We start from the raw sequence: 23,154 nt of genomic DNA on the forward strand, positions 1-23,154 counted from the left end.
GTGAAAGGATTTCGGCGTGAAGGCCTCCGATCCACTGGGACGATCCACTGGGAAAGGACATTTGATGCCGCGACTCTTCACCGCCCTCGAAATTCCGCGAGATGCCGCCCTGTCGCTGTCCTTCCTGCGGGGAGGCCTTCCCTCCGCCCGCTGGATCGATGCGGAGAATTATCACATCACGCTGCGCTTCATCGGCGATGTCGAAAGCCGGCTGGCCGACGAGATCGTCGCCGCGCTCGATCGGATCAGCCGGGCGCCCTTCGAGGTGAAGCTTCAGGGTGTCGGCGCCTTCGGCTCCAAGAAGCCCCACTCGCTCTATGCCGGCGTCGCTCCGAGCCCGGCGCTGGAAGCGCTGCAGGCCGACATCGAACGCGCTTGCCGACGGCTCGGCCTGCCCAGCGACATCCGTCGCTTCGTCCCGCACGTGACCTTGGCCCGTCTGCGACAGCCCAAGGCCGACGATGTCGCGCACTATCTGGCCGGGCGCGGCGACTTCCGCACGCCCGCCTTTCCCGTGGGGCGCTTCGTCCTTTACTCCTCGCGCGATTCCGTCGGCGGCGGTCCCTACCTCCTGGAGGAAAGCTACCGCCTCACCGGCCCCGCCGGCACGCCGAACGAACGCGTCGGCGAAGGCGGCGCGCGGCTCGGGCTCGCCGTGACCTGAGGACCCCGCCCGCTCCGGTCCGAATTCCCGGCTCCCGCGCTCCGGTCCATGGGCGCGCGCGCGTGCCCGGCTTCCGTCTTGGCCGCGTCGCCAGCACCTTGGCCTTGAGGTCCGGCCCCCGGCGCTCCATCTCGCCGGGACATGAAGGGACAGGACGGAGGCTTCGATGCAGGTGGAGACGGTCAAGGTGGGCGAGATTCTCGCCCCGGTGCATCCGGACGAGGAGCATCGGCGCGAAGCGCGCGTGCGTTCGGGCTTCTTTGCGACCGTGAAGCGCGCCATGCGCCACGTCCCCTTCATGGAGGACGTCGCGGCGTCCTATTATTGCGCGATCGACCCGCAGACGCCTTCGGCCTCCAAGGGCATTCTTCTCGCCGCGCTCGCCTATTTCGTGATGCCCTTCGACATCGTGCCCGACTTTCTCCTCGGCCTCGGCTTTACCGACGATGTCGCCGTGCTCCTCGCCGCGGTGCAGGCCGTGCGCACCAGCATCCGGCCCGAACATTACGACAAGGCCCGGCAGGCGCTGACCGATCTCGAGACCGAGCACTGACGCCGACGCCGACGCCGACGCAAAGGCAGGCCGGACATCGTCCTCAAACCTTCGTGTGAAAGGCTTGAGGACGACGCAATAGGGCACCGGGCTCTTGGCGGCGACGCTCGCCCCATTCTCGCCCATTTCGTTCGAACAGTCGGCCGCGGATGGGGCGACGAACCAGCGCGTCCCAGGATGCTCGATACACCGGCGATTCCTCGCTCGAGCAGCATCTTCTCCCTTGAAGATGCTGCGCTTTTCGAGTTTCGCGAACGGCCGGGATCCGGTTTCGACAGGGCGAAACCGGCCCATGTTTACGGCGTGTAAAGAGCTTTTGAGTCAAATCGGACGCAAGTGGCGCAGGTCGCGGACGGTCAAAATCCGTCGGCCGCAGCCGAACTCAGTGGGGAGCTTTCCTTTGAAGACCATCCTGACCGCGGCAACCGCCTTCCTTCTCCTCGGCGGCTCGGTCGCGCTGGCGCAGACGCCGACGCGCATGGCGCAGTTCAATGCCTGGGGCAGCTATTCCTACACCGCGTCCGGCGCGAAGGTCTGCTACATCCTCTCGACGCCCACCTCCATGCAGCCGCCGAGCGTGGATCACGGCGACATCTTCTTTCTCGTCTCCCAGAAGCCCGGCCAGGGCGTCTCCTACGAGCCGCAGGCCGTGATGGGCTATCCGATGCAGGAAGGCTCGAAGGTCATCGTCGACATCGACGGCAAGAAATACACGCTCTTCACGCGCGGCGAATCCGCCTGGATGGAGAACGCCGCCGAGGAGCCGCAATTCGTCGCCGCGCTGCGCAACGGCACGTCGATGAAGGTCGACGCCAAGTCCCGCCGCGGCACCGCCACCAACTACACCTACTCCCTCGCCGGCGTCACCGCCGCCCTGAAGTCGATCGACGACTGCAAGTAGATTTTCCGGCGCACGCCTGTCGGGCTCTTCCAAGATTGACATCGCCGACGCTCCAGCCTCATCCTAGAGCGCCGTGCGTCCTTTCGGACGCACAAAAGACGCTCTAACTCTTTGATTCTACGCATCAGCCTCTCCGAACATCCTCTCCGATTTTAGGGACGATTCTGTAGCACGGAGGTTGGCGATGGCGGTCATGAACGTATCACGCCCCGATGGAATGAAGGACTGGGTCGAAGCCCAGGCTCGATCCGGACGTTTCGAGAACGAAAGCGCCTATGTCAGTGATCTGATCCGCCGGGATCAGGCGAGGGCGGCTGCCATTGACGAGCTTCAGCGCTTCGTCGATGAGGGGATCGACAGCGGGATCCGCGAGCAATCCTTCGCAGACGTCGTCACCCAAGCCCGGCTGAGTGCGTCGGCGAGATCTGGACCTGCCGAAGGACGCGACAGGCCGACCGCGACCTTGCGAACATCTATCTGGGCGGCATCCGTGATTTCGAGCCACGGCAGGCGGACCGTTACCTTCGGGGTTTCGAGGCGACGTTCGAGCGTATCGCATCGCAGCCTCGGATGGCGCGCGAACGGTTGGAATTCCAGCCGCCGATCCGGCTCTTGCCGCATGGCGCGCACCTGATCGTCGATCTCATCCAGCCCGACGACGATGTCCTGATCGTCCGCGTCCTTCACTCTCGCCAGGATTGGCAGACGCTGTTCGATTGAATTGCCTCCGAAAAATCGGCCCCGACTTGCGAAAATCGCGAGAAAAGGCCATCTAGCGAGGGTTCCGATCCCTATCAGACATCGTAGGCGTCCGCGTTTTGCGACGACGCCGGCCGCCCGAAGGCAGATCATGGCCGTTTCCATCGACCTCTCGCACATGCCGGCATCGGCCGCGTCCCGCCTGCCCGGTGCGGACGCGATCGTGCCCGTGACGCTGGTGAAGCCGGAGATCGTGGCGGTGCCGGAAAAACCCCATCTCGTCGGCATGAGCCGCGAGGAGCTCGGCGCCGTCCTGCGCGAGGCGGGCGTGCCGGACAAGCAGGTGCGCATGCGCGTCGGCCAACTCTGGCACTGGCTCTACGTGCGCGGCGTCTCGGACTTCTCCGTCATGGCGAACGTCTCGCGCGATCTTCGCGCAATCCTCGCCGAGCGCACCACCATCGCGCGGCCCGAGATCGTCGAGGAGCAGATCTCCGTCGACGGCACCCGCAAATGGCTGTTCCGCTTTCCCGCGCGCGGGGCGGGCCGCCCCGTCGAGATCGAGACGGTCTATATTCCCGAGGAGGGCCGCGGCACGCTCTGCGTCTCCTCCCAGGTCGGCTGCACGCTGACCTGCTCCTTCTGCCACACCGGCACGCAGCGCATGGTGCGCAACCTCACGCCCGACGAGATCGTCGGGCAGGTCATGGTCGCGCGCGATCGGCTCGGCGATTTCCCCGACGCCGACACGCCGGCCGGCGGCATCCTGCCCTCCGAAGGACGCCTCGTCTCCAATGTCGTGATGATGGGCATGGGCGAGCCGCTCTACAATTTCGACGGGGTGAAGCAGGCGCTCGCGGTCATCTCGGACGGCGAAGGCCTCGCCCTCTCCAAGCGCCGCATCACGCTTTCCACCTCCGGCGTCGTCCCGATGATCGCGCGAACCGGCGAGGAAATGGGCGTCGGCCTCGCCATCTCGCTCCATGCCGTGCGCGACGACTTGCGCGACGAACTGGTGCCGATCAACAGGAAGTACCCGCTGAAGGTGCTTCTGGAGGCTTGCCGCACCTATCCCGGCGTGTCCAACGCGCGGCGCATCACCTTCGAATACGTGATGCTGAAGGGCGTCAACGACAGCCTTGCCGAGGCGCGCGAGCTCGTCCGGCTCCTCAAGGGCATTCCGGCCAAGATCAACCTCATCCCGTTCAATCCCTGGCCGGGCTCGGCCTACGAGTGCTCGGACTGGGACCAGATCGAGCGCTTCGCCGAAGTCGTGAACCAGGCGGGCTACGCCTCGCCGATCCGCACCCCGCGGGGCCGCGACATCTTCGCCGCCTGCGGACAGCTGAAGTCGGAATCGGAGCGGATGAAGAAGACCGACCGCCTCGCGCTGGAGGCCGCCGGAGCGTGAGCCCGGCGGATCGAGGCGGGCGGGCGGTTCGCGGCGGGGCCCCCGGACGACGGGGCGCAAAGGCCGGCGCGTCGGGATCGGGCCTGGGGCCCCTCGCACGATGATCGCCTTCCTGCGGTTCCTCTTCGTCATTCCCTTCGGCTTCGTCGCGGCCTGCGGCGCCGCGAGCTTCGCGCTGCTCTGGCCCTTCGTCGATCTGTCCGGCGCGAAAGACGGCGATCCCTTCTTCTGGCTGCAGATCGGGCTGGGCTTTGCAGCGCAGGCCGCCCAGGTCGGCTCCACCGCGCTCGTGCCCTGGGGCGCCTTCGTCCTGGCGACGGAGCTTCTGGGCTGGCGCTCGCTGATCTTCCATGCGCTGGCGGGCCTCGCCGCCGGCTTTCTCACCACCCGCTTCGCCTATGCCGGCGCGCTGCCCCATGCGAGCGTCCAGACCGCGATGGCGGTGGCGGGCCTTGCCTTCGCCCTGGTCTATTGGATCATCGCCGGACGGGGCGCCGGCCGCTGGAGGACGGCGACGCCCGCCCGACGCCCGAACGAGCCGATCACCGCGCCGCCCGCATCCTGAGCCGATCACGATCGGACCCCGGCGGCCTGCCCGCCGCCTGCCCGCCCCTTTCTCGGAGACGACGAACGCCATGGCCAAGCCCCCCGAACGCACCACGCGCCGCCCGACCGATCCCCGCAGCGCCGCCGAGGCCGCCTTCAAGAAGGTGACCGAAAAGCCCCAGCGCGTGGACGAGACGCAGTTCCGCACCGCCGCCGTGCCGGGCGCCAAAGAGCTCGTGTCCCTCAAGATCGATCGCGACGTGCTCGATCATTTCCAGGAGGACGGCCCCGGCTGGCAGGACCGCATCAACGCCGCGCTACGGGCCGCCGCCGGGATCTGAAGGAGCGTTCCCGGCCGCCGGAGCCTTGCCGGCCGCCCATCGCCGCCCAGCTTCCCCCGATGATCACGATCCACCACCTGAACAACTCCCGCTCGCAGCGCGTGCTCTGGCTCCTGGAGGAGCTGGAGGTGCCCTACGAGGTGAAGCGCTACGAGCGGCTGGCCTCGATGCAGGCCCCGCCGGCGCTGAAAGCCGTCCATCCCCTCGGCAAGTCGCCGATCCTCACCGAGGGCGAGCTGACGCTCGCCGAGACCGGCGCGATCGTCACCTATATCCTGGAGACCCACGGCGCCGGCCGCCTCGTTCCCGAGCGCGGCACCACGGCCTACTGGGACTACCAGCACTTCCTGCATTATGCCGAAGGCTCGGCCATGCCCCCGCTGGTGATGAAGCTGATCTTCTCGCGCCTGCCGACCGAAGCGCCCTTCTTCGCCAAGCCGATCCTGAAAGGCACGGTGCAAGCCGTGAACCAGCGCCTCCTGGACCCCCAGATTTCCGGGCATCTCGACCATTGGGAGCGCGCCCTCGGCCGCTCCGGCTGGTTCGCCGGCGAGCACTTCTCGGCCGCCGACATCATGATGAGCTTCCCCGTCGAGGCCGCCGCCTCCCGCGTCCGCTTCGGCCAGCGCGCCAACCTCCCGGCCTTCCTCGCCCGCATTCACGCAAGGCCCGCCTACAAGGCCGCGCTGGAGCGGGGCGGGCCGTACGCCTACGCCTGAGAGAAGGAAGGACCAGCGTCGCTGGGCACAGACCTTCGGAAAGGGCCGAGCTTCGGGTGTCATCGGCGTCCCGGTACAGCAAATCATCCCTGCCGATGCGCTGAAAATCTCAGCGACCGATCGAATGTCCGCCAGATGACGAGTTTTTCGGAAAGCTTCTCGTCGAAGGTACGAGATGTTCGACATCGCGCGCCAAGCACCGTGATATTGCGATGCACCATTTTACTTTCAGAGACTGGATTGACGGACCCCGGCCGGCATGTTTGTTGTGAAGCGTAACAAACTGTCAGGAAGCATTGGGGATGGCGATACTCGCGCGTCTTGACGGCATCGTGAAGGATTTCGGCGCGATCCGTGCGCTGAACGATGTCTCTCTCGACATCCACGAGGGCGAGGTGCTCGGTCTCATGGGAGACAACGGCGCCGGCAAGTCCACGCTCGTGAAGACCATCGCCGGCAACTTCCTGCCGACGGCGGGCACCTACACGATGGAGGGCAAGCCGCTCCAGCTCACCGGCCCGTCCGATGCGCGGCGTCACGGGATCGAGGTCGTCTACCAGGATCTCGCCCTCTGCAACAATCTGACGGCTGCCGCCAACGTCTTCCTCGGCCGCGAGCTGATGCGGCGGTGGGGACCGTTCAAGATCGTCGACAAGAAGCGGATGAACGCCCGGGCGGACGAACTCTTCAAGGAGTTGAAGTCGGAAACCCGGCCCGCGGATCTCGTCGCGCGCATGTCGGGCGGTCAGCGTCAGGCTGTCGCGATCGCCCGGACGCGCCTTGCGCAGTCCAAGCTCGTGCTGATGGACGAGCCGACGGCGGCCATCAGCGTGCGACAGGTCGCCGAGGTCCTCGCCCTCATCCGGCGGATGCGGGATCAGGGCCTCGCGGTCATCCTGATCAGCCATCGCATGCCGGACGTCTTCGAGGTCTGCGACCGTGTCGTCGTGATGCGGCGGGGACGCAAGGTCGCCGACAAGCCGATCGCTGATTCGAGCCCGGAGGAGGTCACGGGCCTCATCACCGGCGCCATCGAGACGGCCTGAAGGATCGAGATCAGCCCATGACCAGCTCCATCGATCCGCACGGGATGAACGTCGATCTTCTCAGCGTGCCGAAGCGCTCGCTCGTCGGGCGGCTCGGCGGCACCCAGGAGGCCTGGATCGCCATCGCCATCGTGGTTCTCGGCATCGTCGTCTCGATGATCTCGCCGAAATTCGCCACCACCGGCAACCTCCTCAACGTTCTCCAGAACGCCTGCTTCATCGGCCTCATGGCGCTCGGGATGACACCGGTCATCATCAGCGGCGGCATCGATATCTCCGTCGGCTCCATTCTCGGCCTGTGCGGCATCGTACTCGGCATCGTTCTCGTCGCGGGTTGGCCGCTTCCGCTGGCCATTCCCGCCGTGCTCGCTCTGGGCGCCCTCTGCGGCGCCTTCAACGGGGCCGTGATCGCCTATCTGAGGCTGCCGCCCTTCGTGGTGACGCTGGCGACGCTCTCCATGGGACGCAGCCTCGCCCTCGTGGTCAGCCAGAACACCGTCTTCTACGAGTTCGGGCCCTGGTCCGAGACGCTTCTGGCGCTCGGCGGCGGCAAGACCTTCGGCCTGCCCAACGTGATCTATGCCCTTCTGGCCGGGATCGTCATCCTCAACGCCCTTCTGACGACGACGCGCTGGGGGCGCTATGTCTTCGCGGTCGGCGGCAACGAGCAGGCCGCGCGCCTCTGCGGCATCCCGGTCGAGCGGATCAAGATCTCGACCTATGCCTTCAGCGGCCTCATGGCCGCGGTCGCCGCCGTGTTCCTCGTGGGCTGGCTGGGCGCCGTCACCAACGCCATCGGCACCGGTTACGAACTCCAGGTGATCGCCGCCACCGTGATCGGAGGCGCCAGCCTCGTCGGCGGCTTCGGCACCGCGATCGGCGCCGCGATCGGCGCGGTGCTCGTCGAGGTCATTCGGAACTCGCTCCTCATCGCCGGCGTGAACCCGTTCTGGCAGGGCTTCTTCGTCGGCAGCTTCATCCTCGGCGCCGTGCTTCTGGAAAGGGTCCGGTCCTCGAAGACATGACGGCGGATGCAGCAGGGATCCGCCGTTCGGGCCTGACGAATCGCATCGGTGCCGAGGGCCCGGCGCGCTTGGCGGGCGACCCCATCCGGGGCGAACGAGAATGACCCCGGAGACCAACGACAACCAAGGGAGAAACGGACATGATCACCCACCCGCGCCTGATCGCCGCCGTCGCGACGGCATGCCTGGCCGGCGGCCTTTCGGTGCCGCAAGCCGGGGCCGCGGACCGCGAATTCGCGCTCGTCTTCAAGGTCTTGAACAATGCCTTCAGCCCGCCGATCGACGCCGGCTGCAAGGCCGCCGCCCAGAAGCTGGGCGACGTCACCTGCACCTATATCGGCCCGACCGAATACGACGAGGCCAAGCAGGTTCAGCTCGCGCAGGACGTGATCACCCGCGGCGTCGACGGGATCGGCATTTCGGCCGGCAATCCCAAGGCGATGGCGCGCATCCTGAAGATGGCGAACGACGCGGGCATCCCGGTCGTCACCTTCGACACGGACGTTCTGCCGGAGGACGCCAAGCTGCGGGCCACCTATATCGGCACCGACAATTACGAGTTCGGCAAGGTGCTGGCCGAGAAGGTCATGGAGGCGGGAAAGAAGGGCGGCACCGTCTGCATCCAGTCCGGCGCCCCGGCGTCCGAGAACCTCAACGGTCGCATCCAGGGCATCCGCGACACGCTGGCCGGAACGACCAAGGACAAGCCGGCCGCCGCCCTCAAGGACACCAACGGCTGGACGGAGCCGGCCGGCTGCCCGGTCTACAACAACGACGACATCGCATTGGCGGCCCAGCAGGTTCGCGACGTCATGACGAGCAATCCGGAGCTCGACGCCCTGATCGCCGTCGGCGGCTGGGCTCAATATGCCCCGCAGGCCTACACGCAGGCGATGGAGCCCCTGAAGGCCCGTCTCGACAGCAAGGAGCTCGTGGTCGTCTTCGGCGACAATTTCGGCCCCCAGCTTCCCCTCCTCGCCAAGGGGCTCAGCCACTACAATGTCGGCCAGCGCCCCTATGACATGGGCTACGAGACCATCATGGCGCTGGACAAGCTGACCCGGAAGGAGACGCTGCCGCCGATGATCATCACCGGCACCGAGGTCTGCACCCCGGAGAATGCCGAGACGACCTGCGGAAAATCCGCCAACTGAGGTCGAGGGGCCGAGGCCCCTTTGCCTACGAGCCGACGGCCGGATGCGTCCCGCATCTGCGGCCGTCGGTCGATTCCGTTGCCGGGATGTCCGGCCCTCCGCGAGGGAACGGACCGGCGGCGCCTTTCCGGCATCGTCCCGAAAATCGGAGAGGATTCTCGGAAAGACCGATGCGCAGAGTCAAAGAATGAGAGCGTCCCTTGTGCGTCCGAACGGACGCACGGCGCTCTAGGTCCGCGCGAGGAAGATCGAGACCGCGAAGGCCGAGAAGACCGAGGCGAAGACGTAGTCGATGCCGCGCATGATCTTCGGACGCCGCTTCAGGGCCGCCGCGAAGCGATCGGCGGCGAAGATCATGCCGATCGACATCGGAACGGCGAGAAGGATGAAATAGACGCCGAAGAAGGCGAGCTTTCCCGGCGCGTGGGGATCGCCGGGCGAGACGAAGCTCGGCAGGAAGGTCACGAAGAAGAGGATGATCTTCGGGTTCAGAAGGTTGATCCCGAGTCCGGTCAGCCAGTGCGAGCGGAGCGGACGCTGGGCGGCGCCCGGCTTGGCCTCCAGCTGGAAGCTCGATCCCGTGCGGATCGCCTGCACCGCGAGATAGAGGAGGTAGGCCGCGCCCGCGATCCGCAGCACCGCGAAGGCCTCCGGCGAGGCCGCGATCAGCGCGGACAGGCCGAAGGCGGCGAGCGTCGTGTGGACGAGGACGCCGGTCGAGGCGCCGAGCATCGCCGCGATTCCCGCCGCGCGCCCGTCCGACAGCGTGCGCCCGAGAAACAGCGTCATGTCCGGCCCCGGCGTGATCGTCAGGACGAAGGCCGCGACCGTGAAGGCGAGGATCGGGCCGAGATCGGGGATGAAGTCCATGGCGTTCGCGACCATCGAGGGAGAGGAGGACGCCCCGTTCCTAATCCTCGCGCGAAAGCCGCGCCACCCGATATTTCATCCAGACCCGCCGAGGAAGCCGGCCCTTGGGCTCGGCTGTCTCGAAGACCCGGCCCGGCCGGCGGAGAAAGCGGGCGGCTTGCCCGTGCGAACGCCGCTGCAAGGCTTCCGTCCGCCCCTCGACTTGCTGTAGAGCGCTGGGCGAGAGCTCTCCGACGAGCGTGATCTTCAAGACCGAGTGGGGCAGACGGGCGACATGGCACAGCATCGCGACATCAAGAAGGTGGTCCTCGCCTATTCCGGCGGTCTCGACACCTCGATCATCCTGAAATGGCTGCAGACCGAATACGGCGCGGAGGTCGTGACCTTCACCGCCGATCTCGGCCAGGGCGAGGAGCTGGAGCCGGCGCGCCGGAAGGCCGAGATGCTCGGCATCAAGGAGATCTACGTCGAGGACGTGCGCGAGGAGTTCTGCCGCGACTTCGTCTTCCCGATGTTCCGCGCCAATGCCGCCTACGAGGGCGTCTATCTCCTCGGCACCTCGATCGCCCGGCCGCTCATTTCCAAGCGCCTCGTTGAGATCGCGGCCGAGACCGGCGCCGATGCCATCGCCCACGGCGCGACCGGCAAGGGCAACGACCAGGTCCGCTTCGAGCTCTCCGCATATGCGCTGAACCCCGACATCAAGATCATCGCCCCCTGGCGCGACTGGACCTTCAAGTCCCGCACCGATCTCCTCGACTTCGCCGAGAAGCACCAGATCCCCGTCGCCAAGGACAAGAAGGGCGAAGCGCCCTTCTCGGTCGACGCGAACCTCCTCCACTCCTCCTCCGAGGGGAAGGTGCTGGAGAACCCGGCCGAGGAATCTCCGGCTTACGTCTACCAGCGCACGATCAGCCCGGAGGAGGCCCCCGACGTCGCCACCACGATCGAGATCGGCTTCGAGAAGGGCGATCCGGTCTCGCTCGACGGCCGGCGCCTCCGGCCGCACGAGCTTCTGGCTGCCCTCAACGACCTTGGCCGCGACAACGGCATCGGCCGGCTCGATCTCGTCGAGAACCGCTTCGTCGGCATGAAGTCGCGCGGCGTCTACGAGACGCCCGGCGGCACGATCCTCCTCGTCGCCCATCGCGCGATCGAGTCCATCACGCTCGACCGGGGTGCCGCGCATCTCAAGGACGAGCTGATGCCGCGCTATGCCGAGCTGATCTACAACGGCTTCTGGTTCTCGCCCGAGCGCCACATGCTGCAGGCCCTCATCGACAAGAGCCAGGAACATGTCGAGGGCACGGTCCGGCTGAAGCTCTACAAGGGCAACACGATGGTCATCGGCCGCGAGAGCCCGAAGTCGCTCTATTCCGACGCGCTCGTCACCTTCGAGGACGACCACGGCGCCTACGACCAGAAGGACGCCGCCGGCTTCATCAAGCTGAACGCGCTGCGGCTGAGGACACTGGCCAAGCGCGACAGGGGCTGATCGCGACGGCAAGGCGCCCGAAGGGGCGTCTTCCACCCTTTGATTGTTTTTCACGACTGACCGAATTGAGAACGGCGAATTTTCGTTGTGAGTTTCTCGACATGACGAAACGCGGATCAAAGTTCGCGTTTCGTTTTATGCACGCCGCCCTTTGCGTCACAAAAAAATGCGACATTACGGTTTTCAACGTAAAAAACTTGTCGAATAACAGAATCGATTTCTGAAACCCGTTTTGTAAGAATCAGCGATGGCTTTCGATTCGGACGAACGGACAATGCCGACGGCGGGCCGCATCGCCGGCTACAGCCGTCTGATCAAGACCCTCGACCTTTTCGTTCCACCGCCCTTCGAACGTCATGCGGTCGCCGATCGACAGACGCACATCCAACAGGATCAATGGGTCGTTCATCCCTCACCGCGTTGGCCGGGCGATGCCATCGTCGATCATCTCATCTTCGCCTTGAAGTACGAGGGTATCAATCTTCTAATTCTCAAGCATGTCTTCGAAGCGATCGGTGAAGATCTTCTAACGGAAGGGCTTCGGGAAAAGCCCGGCAGTGGTTATGTGCGGCGGCTCGCCTTTCTCTATGAATGGCTGACAGAGAGCAGGCTTCCCATTGCCGACACGGCGACAGGAAACTACGTCGCCGTTCTCGATGAGCGCCTGCAATATGCCGGCAAGGCGGCGATCCGCCATCGTCGCTTTCGCATCCTCGACAATCTGCCGGGCACGCCGAGCTTCTGCCCGCTCGTCGCCCGCACGCAAACCCTCGACCGCTATCTCGCCAAGAACCTATCCGCTCGCGCCAGCGATCTTCTGAAAACCGCGCCTCCCGAGGTTCTTGCGCGCGCGGCCGCCTATCTCCTCCTTGCCGACTCAAAGGCTTCCTTCGAAATCGAGAAGGAGCGACCGACAAAGGTCCGAGTCGCCCGTTGGGGAGCCGCCATCGGCCGGGCGGGCCTGTTCGACCTCACCACGGCCAGCCTGATCGAACTTCAAAGGGAGGTCATTGGAGACGACCGCTTCGTGCGCATCGGCCTTCGGAACGAAGCTGGCTTCGTGGGAAACAGGAATAGCTTCAACGAGCCTATTCCCGATCATATCAGCGCCCATGCCGAAGATCTGCAGGATCTTATGACGGACTGATCGCCTTCGCGCGCTCAAGCGAAAAGAAGGAATATCATCCGGTCTTGTCGGCGGCGGCCCTGTCCTTCGGCTTCGTCTACATCCACCCGTTCGAGGATGGGAACGGGCGTCTCCACCGCTTTCTGATCCACCATGTTCTGGCGCAACGGAACTACACGCCGCAGGACATCATCTTCCCGATCTCGAACGCCATTCTCCACGATCTTCTGCGCTATCGGACCACGCTGGAGACATGGTCGAAGCCGCTTCTGCGCTACATCGACTGGATCGCGACCGAACGGGGAAACGTCGAGGTCAAGAACGAGACGAGCGACCTTTATCGCTACTTCGACGCGAGTCCCATGCCGAGTTCCTGTTCCAATGCTTGGAACGCACGATCGACGACGACCTTCCTCGCGAGTTGAGCTTCCTGGAAACGCGCGACCGCTTTCATCGACAAGCAACCGAAATCGTCGACATGCCGGAGGCGCTTCTCGATCTTCTCCTGCAGTTCCTTCGTCAGAACGACGGCCAACTCAGCCGACGCGCCCGCGAGAAGGAATTCGCGCGCCTGACGCCGGAAGAGATCGAGGCCTTCGAAAGCCTCTACGCGGAACTGACGATCCCCGAATGAACCGCTGCTCGATCGCTCACGCCCAGGGGCGGCTGTTCCCGATCTTGGCCTCGTAGGCCGAGATTCCCGCTTCCTTCTCCATCGTCAGGCCGATGTCGTCGAGACCGTTGATGAGGCAGTGCTTGCGAAACGGGTCGATGTCGAAATGCAGCGTGCCGCCATCGGGGCCGCGGATCTCCTGGGCCTCGAGATCGACGGAGACGCGCGCGTTCGAGCCGCGCTCCGCGTCGTCCATCAGGAGCGCCAGCGCTTCCGGCGAGACGCGGATCGGCAGGATGCCGTTCTTGAAGCAGTTGTTGTAGAAGATGTCCGCGAAGGACGTGGAGATCACGCAGCGGATGCCGAAGTCGAGCAGGGCCCAGGGCGCATGCTCGCGCGAGGAGCCGCAGCCGAAATTATCGCCGGCGATCAGAATCTCAGCGCCTTTGTAAGCCGGCTTGTTCAACACGAAATCCGGATTGTCCGAGCCGTCGTCCCGGTAGCGGAGCTCGGCGAAGAGCCCCTTGCCGAGACCGGTCCGCGCGATCGTCTTCAGGTAGTCCTTCGGGATGATCATGTCGGTGTCGATGTTGACGATCGGCATCGGCGCGGCGACGCCGGTGAGCTTGTCGAACTTCTGCATGGGATGTCCTTGCCGGTTCTCTCGTTCGCCGCGTTCCATACAGGATCCGACCTGAAATCGAAACGCACTTCCTGAGACGCGCGATGCCTGCCGACAGAGAGCGGGCCGGATATCCCGGCGATGGGCTTCGAAGCGCGCCGCGTCGTCCAGACGTCCTCGTCCTCGCCTTCCCCTGGTGTTGGGTGTTCTCGCTCGCGATTGCGCCGGGCCGCGTCATGCGGCACCAAGGGCGATGACCTCGCGACGCCGCACCGCCCTCTTCGTCCCCGCCGCCCATCCCCGCGCGCTGGCGAAATCCGCAGGCCTTGACGCCGATGCGCTCATCTTCGATCTCGAGGATTCCGCCGGCCCGGCCGAGAAGGACGCGGCGCGCGAGCGGCTGCGCGATCATCTGGCGGGCCGCCCCCCTCTCGACCGGGCGGGCCGGCCGGAGATCGTCGTGCGCATCAATCCGCTCGCCGGCCCCTTCGGCACGGAGGATCTCCTGATGGCCCGCGCGGTGCTTCCCGATGCGATCCTCGTGCCGAAGGTCGAGAGCCCCGAGGGGCTGGCCGAGGTCTCGGCGGCCCTCGCCGAGACCGATCCGCCGCGCAGAATCGCGCTCTGGGCGATGATCGAGACGCCGAGGGGCCTCATCGAAGCCGCCCGAATCGCGTCGGTCGGCGCATCTCTTTCCTCGCCCCTTCGGGTCCTCGTCGTCGGACCGAACGATCTCGTCTCCACGCTCGGCCTGCGCCCCTCGCCGGGCCGGGCCGAACTGGTGCCGCATCTGGCGAGCGTCGTCCTCGCGGCCCGGGCGCATGGGCTCGACGCGCTGGACGGCGTCTTCAACCGCCTCGACGACGCGGCGGCGCTCGAAGCGGAAGCGCTGCAGGCCCGTGGCCTCGGCTTCACCGGCAAGACGCTCATCCACCCCGCGCAGATCGCCCCGACGCTGCGCGGTTTCGCCCCGACGCCGCCGGAGATTGCCGAAGCCGAAGCGATCGTTTCGGCCTTCGCCGCGCCGGAGGCGGCCGATCGGGGGGTCGTCTCGCTCGGCGGGCGCATGGTCGAGCGCCTGCATCTCGACGCCGCCCGGCGCCTCCTTTCCGATCGTGCGGACGATCGTGGCGCCTGATCCCGATCGAGGGACGGGGCGAAGACACCGGCGTCTGCGTCGCGGGATCGCCGGCTTCCTCGGCCTCGTCGTCCTGTCGCTCGCCCTCGGCACGCTCGTGCCGCGCCGCCCCGTCCATCCCACGGGCGGAAGACCCGGGCATCACCGGATCCTCGTTCTCGCCAATGCGATCCACACCGACATCGCGCTTCCCGTGGATCGAGCGATCCGCGAGCGCTTCGCCTTCCTGGAGGAAGCCGGTCTTCCCGTCGAACGCGCGGATCATCTCCTGATCGGGCGGGGCGGGCGCAGCTTCTACGTGGAAACGCCGAACTGGAGCGATCTGAGGCCGCTGCCGCTCCTGCGCTCCTTCACCCTCGACGAGGCCGTCATGCATGTCGGCCTCGCCGGCCCGATCGCGGACGGAGAGGCGCAGCGGACCATCCTTCTCGACGACGCGGCGTTCGAGGCGCTTCTCGCCGCGATCGAGGCGAGCTTTGCGAGCCGGAATGCCATTCCCGGCGCGGCCTACGGACCGTATGATCGCTTCTTCGAGGCGACGGGATCGTTCAACGCGCTGCTCGGCTGCAATGTCTGGACAGCCGCCACCCTGCGGCGGGCCGGCATCGCGACGGGCCTGTGGACGCCCCTGCCCCGGCTTCTCCTCTGGTCGCTCGACCTGCACGGCGGGTCGCTCGACCGGCCCGGCCGGTCACTCGACCGGCCTGGCTGACGGGCCGTCCGGCCGATCCCGGCGTCAGGCGACCTCGGCCTCCAGCGCCTCCATATCTCCGTCCGACAGGCCGAAATGATGGCCGATCTCGTGGATCAGCACATGCGAGACGAGCGTGCCGAGGCTCTCCTCGTGCTCGGCCCAATAATCGAGCATGGGTCGGCGGTAGAGAAGGATGCGGTTCGGAAGCTGACCCGTCGACGTCACGTCGAAATCGGCCACCGGGCGGCCCTCGAACAGGCCGAGAATGTCGAAGGCGCTGTCGAGCCCCATTTCCTCGACCACGTTATCCTCGGGAAAATCGGCGACGAGAAACCGGATCTCGCCGCAGAGCGCGCGAAAGGATTCGGGCAGTCCGGCATAGGCCTCCAGCGCCAGGGCTTCGATCTCGTCGAGGCTCGGCGCCATGCGCCGGGCCCAGTCGCCGGTCTGATCGAGCTTTGCCACGCGTTCCATCTCCTTTGGCTTTCCGGGGGACAGATAAGCGCCGGAGCACGGGACGCATAGGGGCGAGAGCCGGGTCGAACCGTCCGTCGGCGGCATTTCAGCCGGCAAAAGCGGCGCCGGAGGTTATCCCCGCTCTTTTCGTTCCCTCCAAGAAGGAAAATAATCACAGGATGGGATTGCTTGACTCTGCCGGGTCGCTCTGGAATCCATAAGAACATATCACGAACAGTCCTCTCCGGGAGAGAGGGTGGAACGAGCCTGGGCCATCCCGGCGCGCGGCCGGCCATGGCTTGACCAGAGGAGATCGTCATGACGGGATCGAGAGGAGCGGAGTCCCGGCACATCAGAGCCGAAGGGCAACCGGGGAAGGCCGAACAGGGGAAGGCCGAAGAACAGCCCGCGGAGGCTAAAGAGCGAGGCAAGCCCGAAACACGAGGCAAGACCGACGGAGGGCTTGCGCCGGCTCCGAACCGTTCGGACCCATCCGGCAGCGCCCTCGTTCCCCCGGTCGTCCTTTCGCAACCGCGCACTTCCCTTTCGCGGCCGGGTACCGCCGTTTCGCGGCCCCCGGCGGTTCCCTCGCAGCCCGCGGTCAGGGGCTCTCGCCTTGCAGGCCGCGAACCGCCCCGTGCGGGCCAGGACCCGGGGGGCCAGGAGGCGGGTCCGCCTCGACCGGACATCCTCGCCCTTCGCGAGCGCATGGCGGCGATTCTCGGCACGAGCCTCCATCGGCTGGAAGCCCCGGCAGCGGCGACTCCCGAGGCGCCGGCTTCCGAGGGATCGGAGAGGCCGGGCCTCGCCGAGGCCCTGTCGAGCGAAGGCCTCACCGAGATCCATGCCACGCAGACGCGCGGCGGGGGCAGCGCGGCCGGGCTCGTGCTCGCGCTCGCCAGCCGGCTCGGGGCGACCGCGCGCCGGCCGCTTCTCTGGATCTCGCAAGGGTTCGGCCTGCACGAGGCCGGTCGTCTCTACGCGCCGGGCCTTCTCGCCTTCGGCTTCGATCCCGGTGGCCTCGTGCAGGTCGAGACCGATCGGCTGGAGGAGGCGGTCTGGGCGGCCGAGGAGGCGGCCCGGTCGAGCGTCGTCGCCTGTGCCGTGCTGGAAATCCGCGGCAATCCGAGAAAGCTTTCGCTGGACGGCACGCGCCGGCTCCATGTCCGCGCGCGCGCGGCCGGCGTGCCGCTCTTCCTCTTGCGCCAGGGCGCGGTTCCCGAGCCGACCGCGGCGCCGCTTCGCCTTCGCGTCGAAGGCGGCGCGGCCCTCGGCGTCCAGGCGCTCGGCCCCGCGGGCGAGCGCCTCATCGGTCATCCCGTCTTTTCCGTCGCCGTCGAGAAGTCGCGCGATGGCAGGGCCCGTCGTCTTCTCCTGGAATGGAATCCCCATGACCGTCGCCTCCAGACCCTCGAGCCCGGGCCGCTACCTGTCGCTGCGCTTCCCCTATCTTCCCACCGACCGGATCCTTCGCGAGAGGGCGCGCGAGAGACGGCCGGCATCCTGTCCTTCCGCCACGCCTCCTGACGGCACGACGCCCGGTGCGCCGGCTCCGCTCGCCCTCTTCGCCGAGCTCTCCGGGGCACTGCGCCTTTGCGCACTCTGCCCCGGCGCCGAGGCGCTGGGCCTGTCGGCGGGTCTCGGCGTCGCGGAAGCGCGGGCGCGCCATCCCGGCCTCGACCTCGTGGAAGCCGATCCGGACGCCGACGCGCGGCTGCTCGAAGCCCTGGCGGAGGCCTGCGACCGCTACACGCCGCTCGTCGCGCTCGATGCGCCGGCCGGCCTCGTCCTCGACATTTCCGGCTGCGCGCATCTCTTCGGCGGCGAGGCGGCGATGATGGCGGCGATCCTCAGGCGCTTCCGCGGGCAGGGCCTTTCGAGCGAGGCCGCCATCGCGTCCCATCCCGGCACGGCCGCCGCCCTCCTGCATGGCGGGGCCTCTGGCGTGATCGCGCAGGAAGGCGAGGAGGAGGCGCGGCTGGCGCCCCTGCCGCTCGCCGCCCTGCGGCTCGACGCGCCGACGCAGGCGCTTCTCGGCCGCCTCGGCCTGAAGCGCATCGCCGACCTTCTGTCCCTCCCCCGAGCGGGCCTCGTCCGGCGCATCGGCGAGTCCCCCGTGCGCCGGCTCGACGAGGCGCTCGGCCGCGCCCGCCGCCCGATCGGCCCCCGCCGTCCGGTTCCGCTTCTCCTCGCCGAGCGGCGCTTCGCCGAGCCGATCCTGGACATCGGCGACATCGAGCGCATCGTCGCCTTTCTCGCCGAGCGGCTGCGCACCGCGATGGAGCGCGAGGGCCGCGGTGCCCGGCGCCTGGAACTGTCGCTCTTCCGGGTCGACGGGCGGGTGGAGCGGCTGCGCGTGGCGACCTCCCTTCCCCTGCGCGCGCCCGATCGCATCCTGGCGCTCTTCCGAGAGCGCCTGAAGGGCGCGGGCGACGAGATCGACGCGGGCTTCGGCTTCGATCTCGTGCGCTTAGGGGTCACCGAGGCCGAGACCATGGTCGAGCACCAGGGAGATCTTTCCAGGGACGCGGACAGGGCGGGCGATCTGGAGACCCTGATCGACCGGATCGGCGCACGCCTCGGCCCGGGCTCGGTGCAGCGACTGGAGACGCGCGAAAGCCACTGGCCCGAACGCGCCGCCCGCAGCCGCTCGATCCTGGAGCGGACCGCTCGCGGGACGCCCGGGTCCGCAGCTCCGCAGCCGTCCGGTCCGGACCCGTTCGGGACCGGCGCCTTCGCCCCCACGCTGCTGCGCCCCTTGCGCCTTCTCGAACATCCCGAGCCCGTCGAGGCGAGCTTCGAGGTGCCGGACGGCGTGCCGATGCAGTTCCGTTGGCGCCGGGCGCTCCATGTCGTGCGACGCTTCGAGGGACCCGAGCGCATCGCGCCGGAATGGTGGCGCTCCAACGAGGCGCGCGCGCGCGACTATTATCGCGTCGAGGACGACGGCGGCCGCCGGTTCTGGCTCTTCCGCCGGGGATTCCACGGCGAGGCCCTGCCGGAAAACGTCCCCCCGGAGGCGCTGGCCACCTGGTTCCTGCACGGCATCTTCGCATGACGATCCCCCGTCGGAGCAAGACGCCCCCTTCGGCCGCCCGCACCCCCGTCGAGGGGCGGCGGTCCCCCCGCGAGAGCGAGATGCCCGGCAGGACGGAAGGGGCGCCGCCGAGCACGAGGGATGAACATCCCGCCCCTGCGCGGCCCTTCCGCCCATGACCTCGGTCCCCTATGCCGAGATCGGCGCGGCCACCAACTTCTCGTTCCTGCGCGGCGCGTCGCGCCCGGAAGAGCTGGTCGTCGCCGCCCTGCACAAGGGCCTCGTCGGCTTTGGCGTCGCCGATCGCAATTCGGTGGCGGGCGTCGTTCGCGCCCATCAGGCCGCGCGCGAGGCGGGCCTGGCCTATGCGCCGGGCGCCCGCCTCGTCTTTTCCGACGAGACGCCCGACATTCTCGCCTTTCCCCGCGATCGCGCCGGCTGGGGCCGGCTCTGCCGTCTCCTCACGCTGGGCAATCTGCGCACGGTGAAGGGCGACTGCGTGCTCCGTCTCGCCGATCTCATCGACTGGAGCGAGGGCCTGAACCTCGCCCTCGTCGCGCCGATCGCGCTCGGCCGCCCGGACCCGGCGGGAGAAGCGGCGCGCGCGGCGATCGCCTGGACCCTGCAAACCCTCGCCGGGCCCGCGCGCGGCCATCTCCGCCTCGCCCTCGCGCCCCGCCATGACGGGCTCGACGCCCGGCGTCTCGCGGAGGCCGTCCATCTCGCGACGGCGGCGGGAACCCCGCTGATGGCGGTGAACGAGGTGCTCTACCACGCGCCGCAGCGTCGGCGCATGCAGGACGTGGTGACCGCGATCCGCGAGCACGTGCCGATCCAGGAGGCGGGGCTTCGCCTCTCCGTCAACGCCGAGCGCCACGTCAAGTCCGGGGCCGAGATGCTGACCCTCTTCCCGGGCCAGGCCGAGGCGGTGGCCGAAAGCGTGCGCTTCTTCCGTGAGCTCGCCTTCGACCTCACGTCGCTGCGCTACGAATATCCGGACGAGGCGCTGCGCCTCGGCGTCACGCCGGCCGAGGAGTTGCGCCGGCTCGCCGAAGACGGCGCGCGCAAGCGCTATCCCGGCGGCGTCTCCCGCATGGTCGCCGACCAGATCGACCACGAGCTCGCCATCATCGGCCAGCTGAAATACGAGCCTTATTTCCTCACCGTCCAGCGCATCGTGGAAGCGGCGCGCGGCATGGGCATCCTCTGCCAGGGCCGTGGTTCGGCCGCCAATTCCACCGTCTGCTTCTGCCTCTTCATCACCGATGTCGATCCCGAGCAGTCCGGCCTTCTCTTCGAGCGCTTCATCTCGCCCGACCGCGACGAACCGCCGGATATCGACGTCGATTTCGAGCACGAACGGCGCTCGGAGATCATCGACTGGATCTACGATACCTACGGGCGCGACAAGGCCGCGATCGCGGCGACCGTGATCAGCTACCGCGCCCGCTCCGCCGCGCGCGAGGTCGGCGCCGCCTTCGGCCTGTCCAAGGATGCCGTTTCCGCTTTGTCCGGCTCGGTCTGGGGCTATCACTCCTCCGATCTGGGGGAGCGGGAGGCGGAAGCGGCGGGCCTTGCCACGCAAGACCCCGTGACGCGGCACGTCCTCGCCTTCGCCGAGGAGCTGATGGAGTTCCCCCGCCATCTCTCCCAGCATGTCGGCGGCTTCGTCCTGACGCGCGGGCGCACCGACGAGACCGTTCCGGTCCTGAACACCGGTTCCAAGGGCCGGCTCATCATCGAATGGGACAAGGACGACATCGACGCGCTGAAGATCCTGAAGATCGACATCCTCGCGCTCGGCATGCTCACCTGCCTGAAGCGCGCCTTTGCCTTTCTCGACGCGCATTATCCGGGCGCCGTGCAGGGCGACGGCGAGCCGACGACGCTCGCGTCGCTGCCGATGGAGGACAAGGACGGTCCCGTCTGGAAGATGACGCACCGGGCCGACACGCTCGGCACCTTCCAGATCGAGTCCCGCGCGCAGATGACCATGCTGCCGAAGCTGCGCCCCGACTGCTTCTACGACCTCGTCATCGAGGTCGCGATCGTGCGGCCCGGCCCCATCCAGGGCGACATGGTCCATCCCTATCTCCGGCGCAAGATGGGGCTGGAGCGGCCGACCTATCCGAGCCCCGAGCTGGAGGAGGTGCTCCACCGCACGCTCGGCGTGCCGCTCTTCCAGGAACAGGCGATGAAGATCGCGATCGTCGCCGCCGGCTTCACGCCCGGCGAGGCCGACCAGCTCCGCCGCGCCATGGCGACCTTCAAGCGCTCCGGCCGCATCGCGAGCTTCCGGGAGAAGATGGTGAAGGGCATGGTCGGGAACGGCTACGAGGAGGACTTCGCCATTCGCTGCTTCAAGCAGATCGAGGGCTTCGGCGAATACGGCTTTCCCGAAAGCCACGCCGCCTCCTTCGCTCTCCTCGTCTACGCCTCCTGCTGGCTGAAGTGCCATTATCCCGACGTCTTCTGCGCGGCCCTCCTCAACGCGCAGCCGATGGGCTTCTACGCGCCGGCCCAGATCGTGCGGGACGCGCGCGAGCACGGGATCGACGTCCGGCCGCTCTGCGTGAACTGTTCGGATTGGGACTCCACGCTGGAAGCCCTCGACGGCGACGGACACGAAGCGGAGGCGGGCATGAACCCCGCCCGCATCGTCCCGCGACACCGCGAGATGGCTGCGGCCATCCGCTCGCGCCACGCCGTGCGCATCGGCTTTCGCCAGGCCAAGGGCCTGCCGGAAAACGAGGTGCGCCGCCTGATCTGGATCCGGCAAAGCGCCGGACCCTTCGATTCCGTGCGCGGCTTCTGGCTGCGCACCGGCCTGTCCCGCGCCGTGGTGGAGCGCCTCGCCGATGCCGACGCCTTCGCCTCGCTCGGCCTCACCCGCCGCGACGCGCTCTGGGCCGCGCGCGCGCTGGACGAGAGGGAAGCGCCCGAGCACCTGCCGCTCTTCGCCGCCGCCCCGTCCTGGCAACCCATGGACGAACCGGACGCACATCTGCCGCCGATGCCGCTCGGCGAGGAGGTGATCAACGACTACCGCTTCCTGTCGCTGTCGCTGAAGGCCCACCCCGTCTCCTTCGTGCGCGAGCGCCTGAAGCGGCAGGGCGTCCTGCCGAACGCGCGGCTGGAGGTTCTGCCCTCCGGACGGCGCGTCACGGTGTCCGGCCTCGTTCTCGTGCGCCAGCGGCCGGGCTCGGCCAAGGGCGTGATCTTCATGACCATCGAGGACGAGACGGGCGTCGCCAACGTCATCGTCTGGCCGAAGATCTTCGAGAGCTTCCGCGCCTTGGTGCTGGGCGCGCGGTTTCTCAGCGTCACCGGGCGCATGCAATCGGATCGCGGCGTCATCCATGTCGTCGCCGACAAGGTCGAGGACCTGACCTTTCTCCTGCGCGAGATCGCCGCCGGGGGCCTCGAGGAGACCGGCCACATCGCGCCGGCCGATCACGTCCGCAGCCCCTTGCGCGCCTCCGCGCCGCGCCGGTCCGCTGCCCACCCGGTCGGAACACGCCCACCCGGCGCCGACCGGCCCGACGTCCTGGCCGGCCCGGTGTCGCCGGACCTCTCACTCGCCACGGTGCTCGCCCGTGCCGATGAGGTGCGCCGGCCGGTCGATGAGGCGCGCTTGCATCGCCGGGGAATCGACGCGATGCGCCGCGCCGCGATCGCGGCCAGCCGCATCGATTCCGAACCCGTTTTTCCCGTCCCCGACGCAATTCGGTCAGCGCTGCCCAAGGGACGAAACTTTCACTGAGCAAAAAACGTGGACCCCGCTGGTCACGTCGGCGTCAGAACCTAATTTCTCGCCGGAAAAGAACCAAGGTCGCCTTGCCACTACCCGCTGTGGACGGCATCGATGGGACTCATCGCCTCGCAGCGACGGCGCATGCCGTCGATCGACCATCCAGCGAACGGGAACTCAGTCTCTGCCAGCCCACCGACCGACCCGCCCCGCTTCCTCCCGCGTCCCGGCGCTGCGCCTGGCGGCCGCCCTTTCCCTTGTCGCGATCCTGTCCGCCTGCACCGGTCCGCAAT

The 23,154-nt window shown here is 67.6% G+C and carries 23 protein-coding genes and 1 pseudogene; 21 read left to right on the forward strand and 3 right to left on the reverse strand.

The genetic code is table 11. From position 1 onward, the window contains the following. Positions 1-64 precede the first annotated feature (64 nt). From thpR to ASG43_RS07140, 12 genes and pseudogenes are all read left to right on the forward strand, one after another. A complete protein-coding gene (gene thpR, locus ASG43_RS07090) occupies positions 65-664 on the forward strand; it encodes an RNA 2',3'-cyclic phosphodiesterase (RefSeq protein ID WP_056502328.1) in 600 nt (199 codons plus the stop codon). A 166-nt stretch (positions 665-830) separates the two neighbouring features. Further along, positions 831-1,217: a YkvA family protein gene (locus ASG43_RS07095; protein WP_082490714.1), complete on the forward strand. Its 387-nt coding sequence runs from the start codon at positions 831-833 to the stop codon at positions 1,215-1,217. A gap of 478 nt (positions 1,218-1,695) precedes the next feature. Further along, positions 1,696-2,118, forward strand: coding sequence for an invasion associated locus B family protein (locus tag ASG43_RS07100; RefSeq protein ID WP_244488010.1), 423 nt, complete (start codon positions 1,696-1,698; stop codon positions 2,116-2,118). Between the two features lie 184 nt (positions 2,119-2,302). Continuing rightward, a pseudogene (locus ASG43_RS23490) lies at positions 2,303-2,509 on the forward strand (type II toxin-antitoxin system ParD family antitoxin); the annotation flags it as partial. 95 nt (positions 2,510-2,604) lie between these two features. Beyond that, a complete protein-coding gene (locus ASG43_RS07105) occupies positions 2,605-2,838 on the forward strand; it encodes a type II toxin-antitoxin system RelE/ParE family toxin (RefSeq protein WP_056502333.1) in 234 nt (77 codons plus the stop codon). A gap of 199 nt (positions 2,839-3,037) precedes the next feature. Then, on the forward strand, positions 3,038-4,228 hold the full coding sequence (gene rlmN / locus ASG43_RS07110; RefSeq protein ID WP_348271066.1) for a 23S rRNA (adenine(2503)-C(2))-methyltransferase RlmN: 1,191 nt from the start codon (positions 3,038-3,040) through the stop codon (positions 4,226-4,228). A gap of 100 nt (positions 4,229-4,328) precedes the next feature. After that, positions 4,329-4,793 (forward strand): hypothetical protein, encoded by a 465-nt coding sequence (locus ASG43_RS07115; RefSeq protein ID WP_056502340.1) that lies wholly within the window; start codon positions 4,329-4,331, stop codon positions 4,791-4,793. 70 nt (positions 4,794-4,863) lie between these two features. Continuing rightward, positions 4,864-5,115 (forward strand): BrnA antitoxin family protein, encoded by a 252-nt coding sequence (locus tag ASG43_RS07120; RefSeq protein ID WP_056502342.1) that lies wholly within the window; start codon positions 4,864-4,866, stop codon positions 5,113-5,115. Positions 5,116-5,174: 59 nt separating this feature from the next. After that, a complete protein-coding gene (locus ASG43_RS07125) occupies positions 5,175-5,834 on the forward strand; it encodes a glutathione S-transferase (protein WP_056502346.1) in 660 nt (219 codons plus the stop codon). A 302-nt stretch (positions 5,835-6,136) separates the two neighbouring features. Next, positions 6,137-6,880, forward strand: a complete 744-nt coding sequence (locus ASG43_RS07130; RefSeq protein WP_056502350.1) for an ATP-binding cassette domain-containing protein — start codon at positions 6,137-6,139, stop codon at positions 6,878-6,880. 44 nt (positions 6,881-6,924) lie between these two features. Further along, positions 6,925-7,905, forward strand: a complete 981-nt coding sequence (locus ASG43_RS07135; protein WP_056502442.1) for an ABC transporter permease — start codon at positions 6,925-6,927, stop codon at positions 7,903-7,905. Between the two features lie 140 nt (positions 7,906-8,045). Next, positions 8,046-9,059 (forward strand): sugar-binding protein, encoded by a 1,014-nt coding sequence (locus ASG43_RS07140; protein WP_056502352.1) that lies wholly within the window; start codon positions 8,046-8,048, stop codon positions 9,057-9,059. Between the two features lie 228 nt (positions 9,060-9,287). On the opposite strand, the gene ASG43_RS07145 is transcribed toward ASG43_RS07140, so the two are convergent. After that, on the reverse strand, positions 9,288-9,929 hold the full coding sequence (locus ASG43_RS07145) for a LysE family translocator (RefSeq protein ID WP_056502445.1): 642 nt from the start codon (positions 9,927-9,929) through the stop codon (positions 9,288-9,290). A gap of 274 nt (positions 9,930-10,203) precedes the next feature. Between ASG43_RS07145 and ASG43_RS07155 the strand changes: the two genes are divergently transcribed. The 4 genes from ASG43_RS07155 to ASG43_RS23260 all read left to right on the forward strand — a co-directional run bounded on the left by ASG43_RS07155 (position 10,204) and on the right by ASG43_RS23260 (position 13,184). Beyond that, positions 10,204-11,424: an argininosuccinate synthase gene (locus tag ASG43_RS07155; protein ID WP_056502448.1), complete on the forward strand. Its 1,221-nt coding sequence runs from the start codon at positions 10,204-10,206 to the stop codon at positions 11,422-11,424. 247 nt (positions 11,425-11,671) lie between these two features. Then, positions 11,672-12,571, forward strand: coding sequence for a hypothetical protein (locus ASG43_RS23250; protein ID WP_056502357.1), 900 nt, complete (start codon positions 11,672-11,674; stop codon positions 12,569-12,571). Between the two features lie 44 nt (positions 12,572-12,615). Next, entirely contained in the window at positions 12,616-12,975 is a 360-nt protein-coding gene (locus tag ASG43_RS23255; protein ID WP_056502363.1) for a Fic family protein, read from the forward strand. Positions 12,976-13,028: 53 nt separating this feature from the next. Continuing rightward, on the forward strand, positions 13,029-13,184 hold the full coding sequence (locus tag ASG43_RS23260) for a hypothetical protein (RefSeq protein WP_200939482.1): 156 nt from the start codon (positions 13,029-13,031) through the stop codon (positions 13,182-13,184). 16 nt (positions 13,185-13,200) lie between these two features. On the opposite strand, the gene leuD is transcribed toward ASG43_RS23260, so the two are convergent. Beyond that, a complete protein-coding gene (leuD, locus tag ASG43_RS07175) occupies positions 13,201-13,806 on the reverse strand; it encodes a 3-isopropylmalate dehydratase small subunit (RefSeq protein ID WP_056502450.1) in 606 nt (201 codons plus the stop codon). Positions 13,807-14,038: 232 nt separating this feature from the next. On the opposite strand from leuD, the gene ASG43_RS07180 reads away from it, so the two are divergent. Then, positions 14,039-14,923, forward strand: coding sequence for a CoA ester lyase (locus ASG43_RS07180; RefSeq protein WP_056502371.1), 885 nt, complete (start codon positions 14,039-14,041; stop codon positions 14,921-14,923). Then, positions 14,913-15,635 carry a TIGR02117 family protein gene (locus ASG43_RS07185; RefSeq protein WP_082490720.1) on the forward strand — a complete coding sequence of 241 codons (723 nt, stop codon included), beginning with the start codon at positions 14,913-14,915 and terminating at the stop codon, positions 15,633-15,635. Before ASG43_RS07180 ends, ASG43_RS07185 begins: the two co-directional genes overlap by 11 nt. Positions 15,636-15,659: 24 nt before the next feature. Here the strand turns inward: ASG43_RS07185 and ASG43_RS07190 are convergent, their stop codons facing one another. Then, positions 15,660-16,091, reverse strand: coding sequence for a metallopeptidase family protein (locus ASG43_RS07190; protein ID WP_200939483.1), 432 nt, complete (start codon positions 16,089-16,091; stop codon positions 15,660-15,662). 690 nt (positions 16,092-16,781) lie between these two features. Between ASG43_RS07190 and ASG43_RS23495 the strand changes: the two genes are divergently transcribed. From ASG43_RS23495 to ASG43_RS07205, 3 genes are all read left to right on the forward strand, one after another. Next, complete coding sequence (locus tag ASG43_RS23495; RefSeq protein WP_056502373.1) at positions 16,782-17,600, forward strand: hypothetical protein; 819 nt, start codon at positions 16,782-16,784, stop codon at positions 17,598-17,600. A gap of 100 nt (positions 17,601-17,700) precedes the next feature. Continuing rightward, a complete protein-coding gene (locus tag ASG43_RS07200; RefSeq protein ID WP_348271067.1) occupies positions 17,701-19,131 on the forward strand; it encodes a DNA polymerase Y family protein in 1,431 nt (476 codons plus the stop codon). Between the two features lie 154 nt (positions 19,132-19,285). Beyond that, positions 19,286-22,873, forward strand: a complete 3,588-nt coding sequence (locus ASG43_RS07205; protein ID WP_056502376.1) for an error-prone DNA polymerase — start codon at positions 19,286-19,288, stop codon at positions 22,871-22,873. Positions 22,874-23,154: the final 281 nt, after the last annotated feature.

Origin of the sequence: Aureimonas sp. Leaf454 (assembly GCF_001424685.1) — a bacterium.
Lineage (GTDB): Bacteria > Pseudomonadota > Alphaproteobacteria > Rhizobiales > Rhizobiaceae > Plantimonas.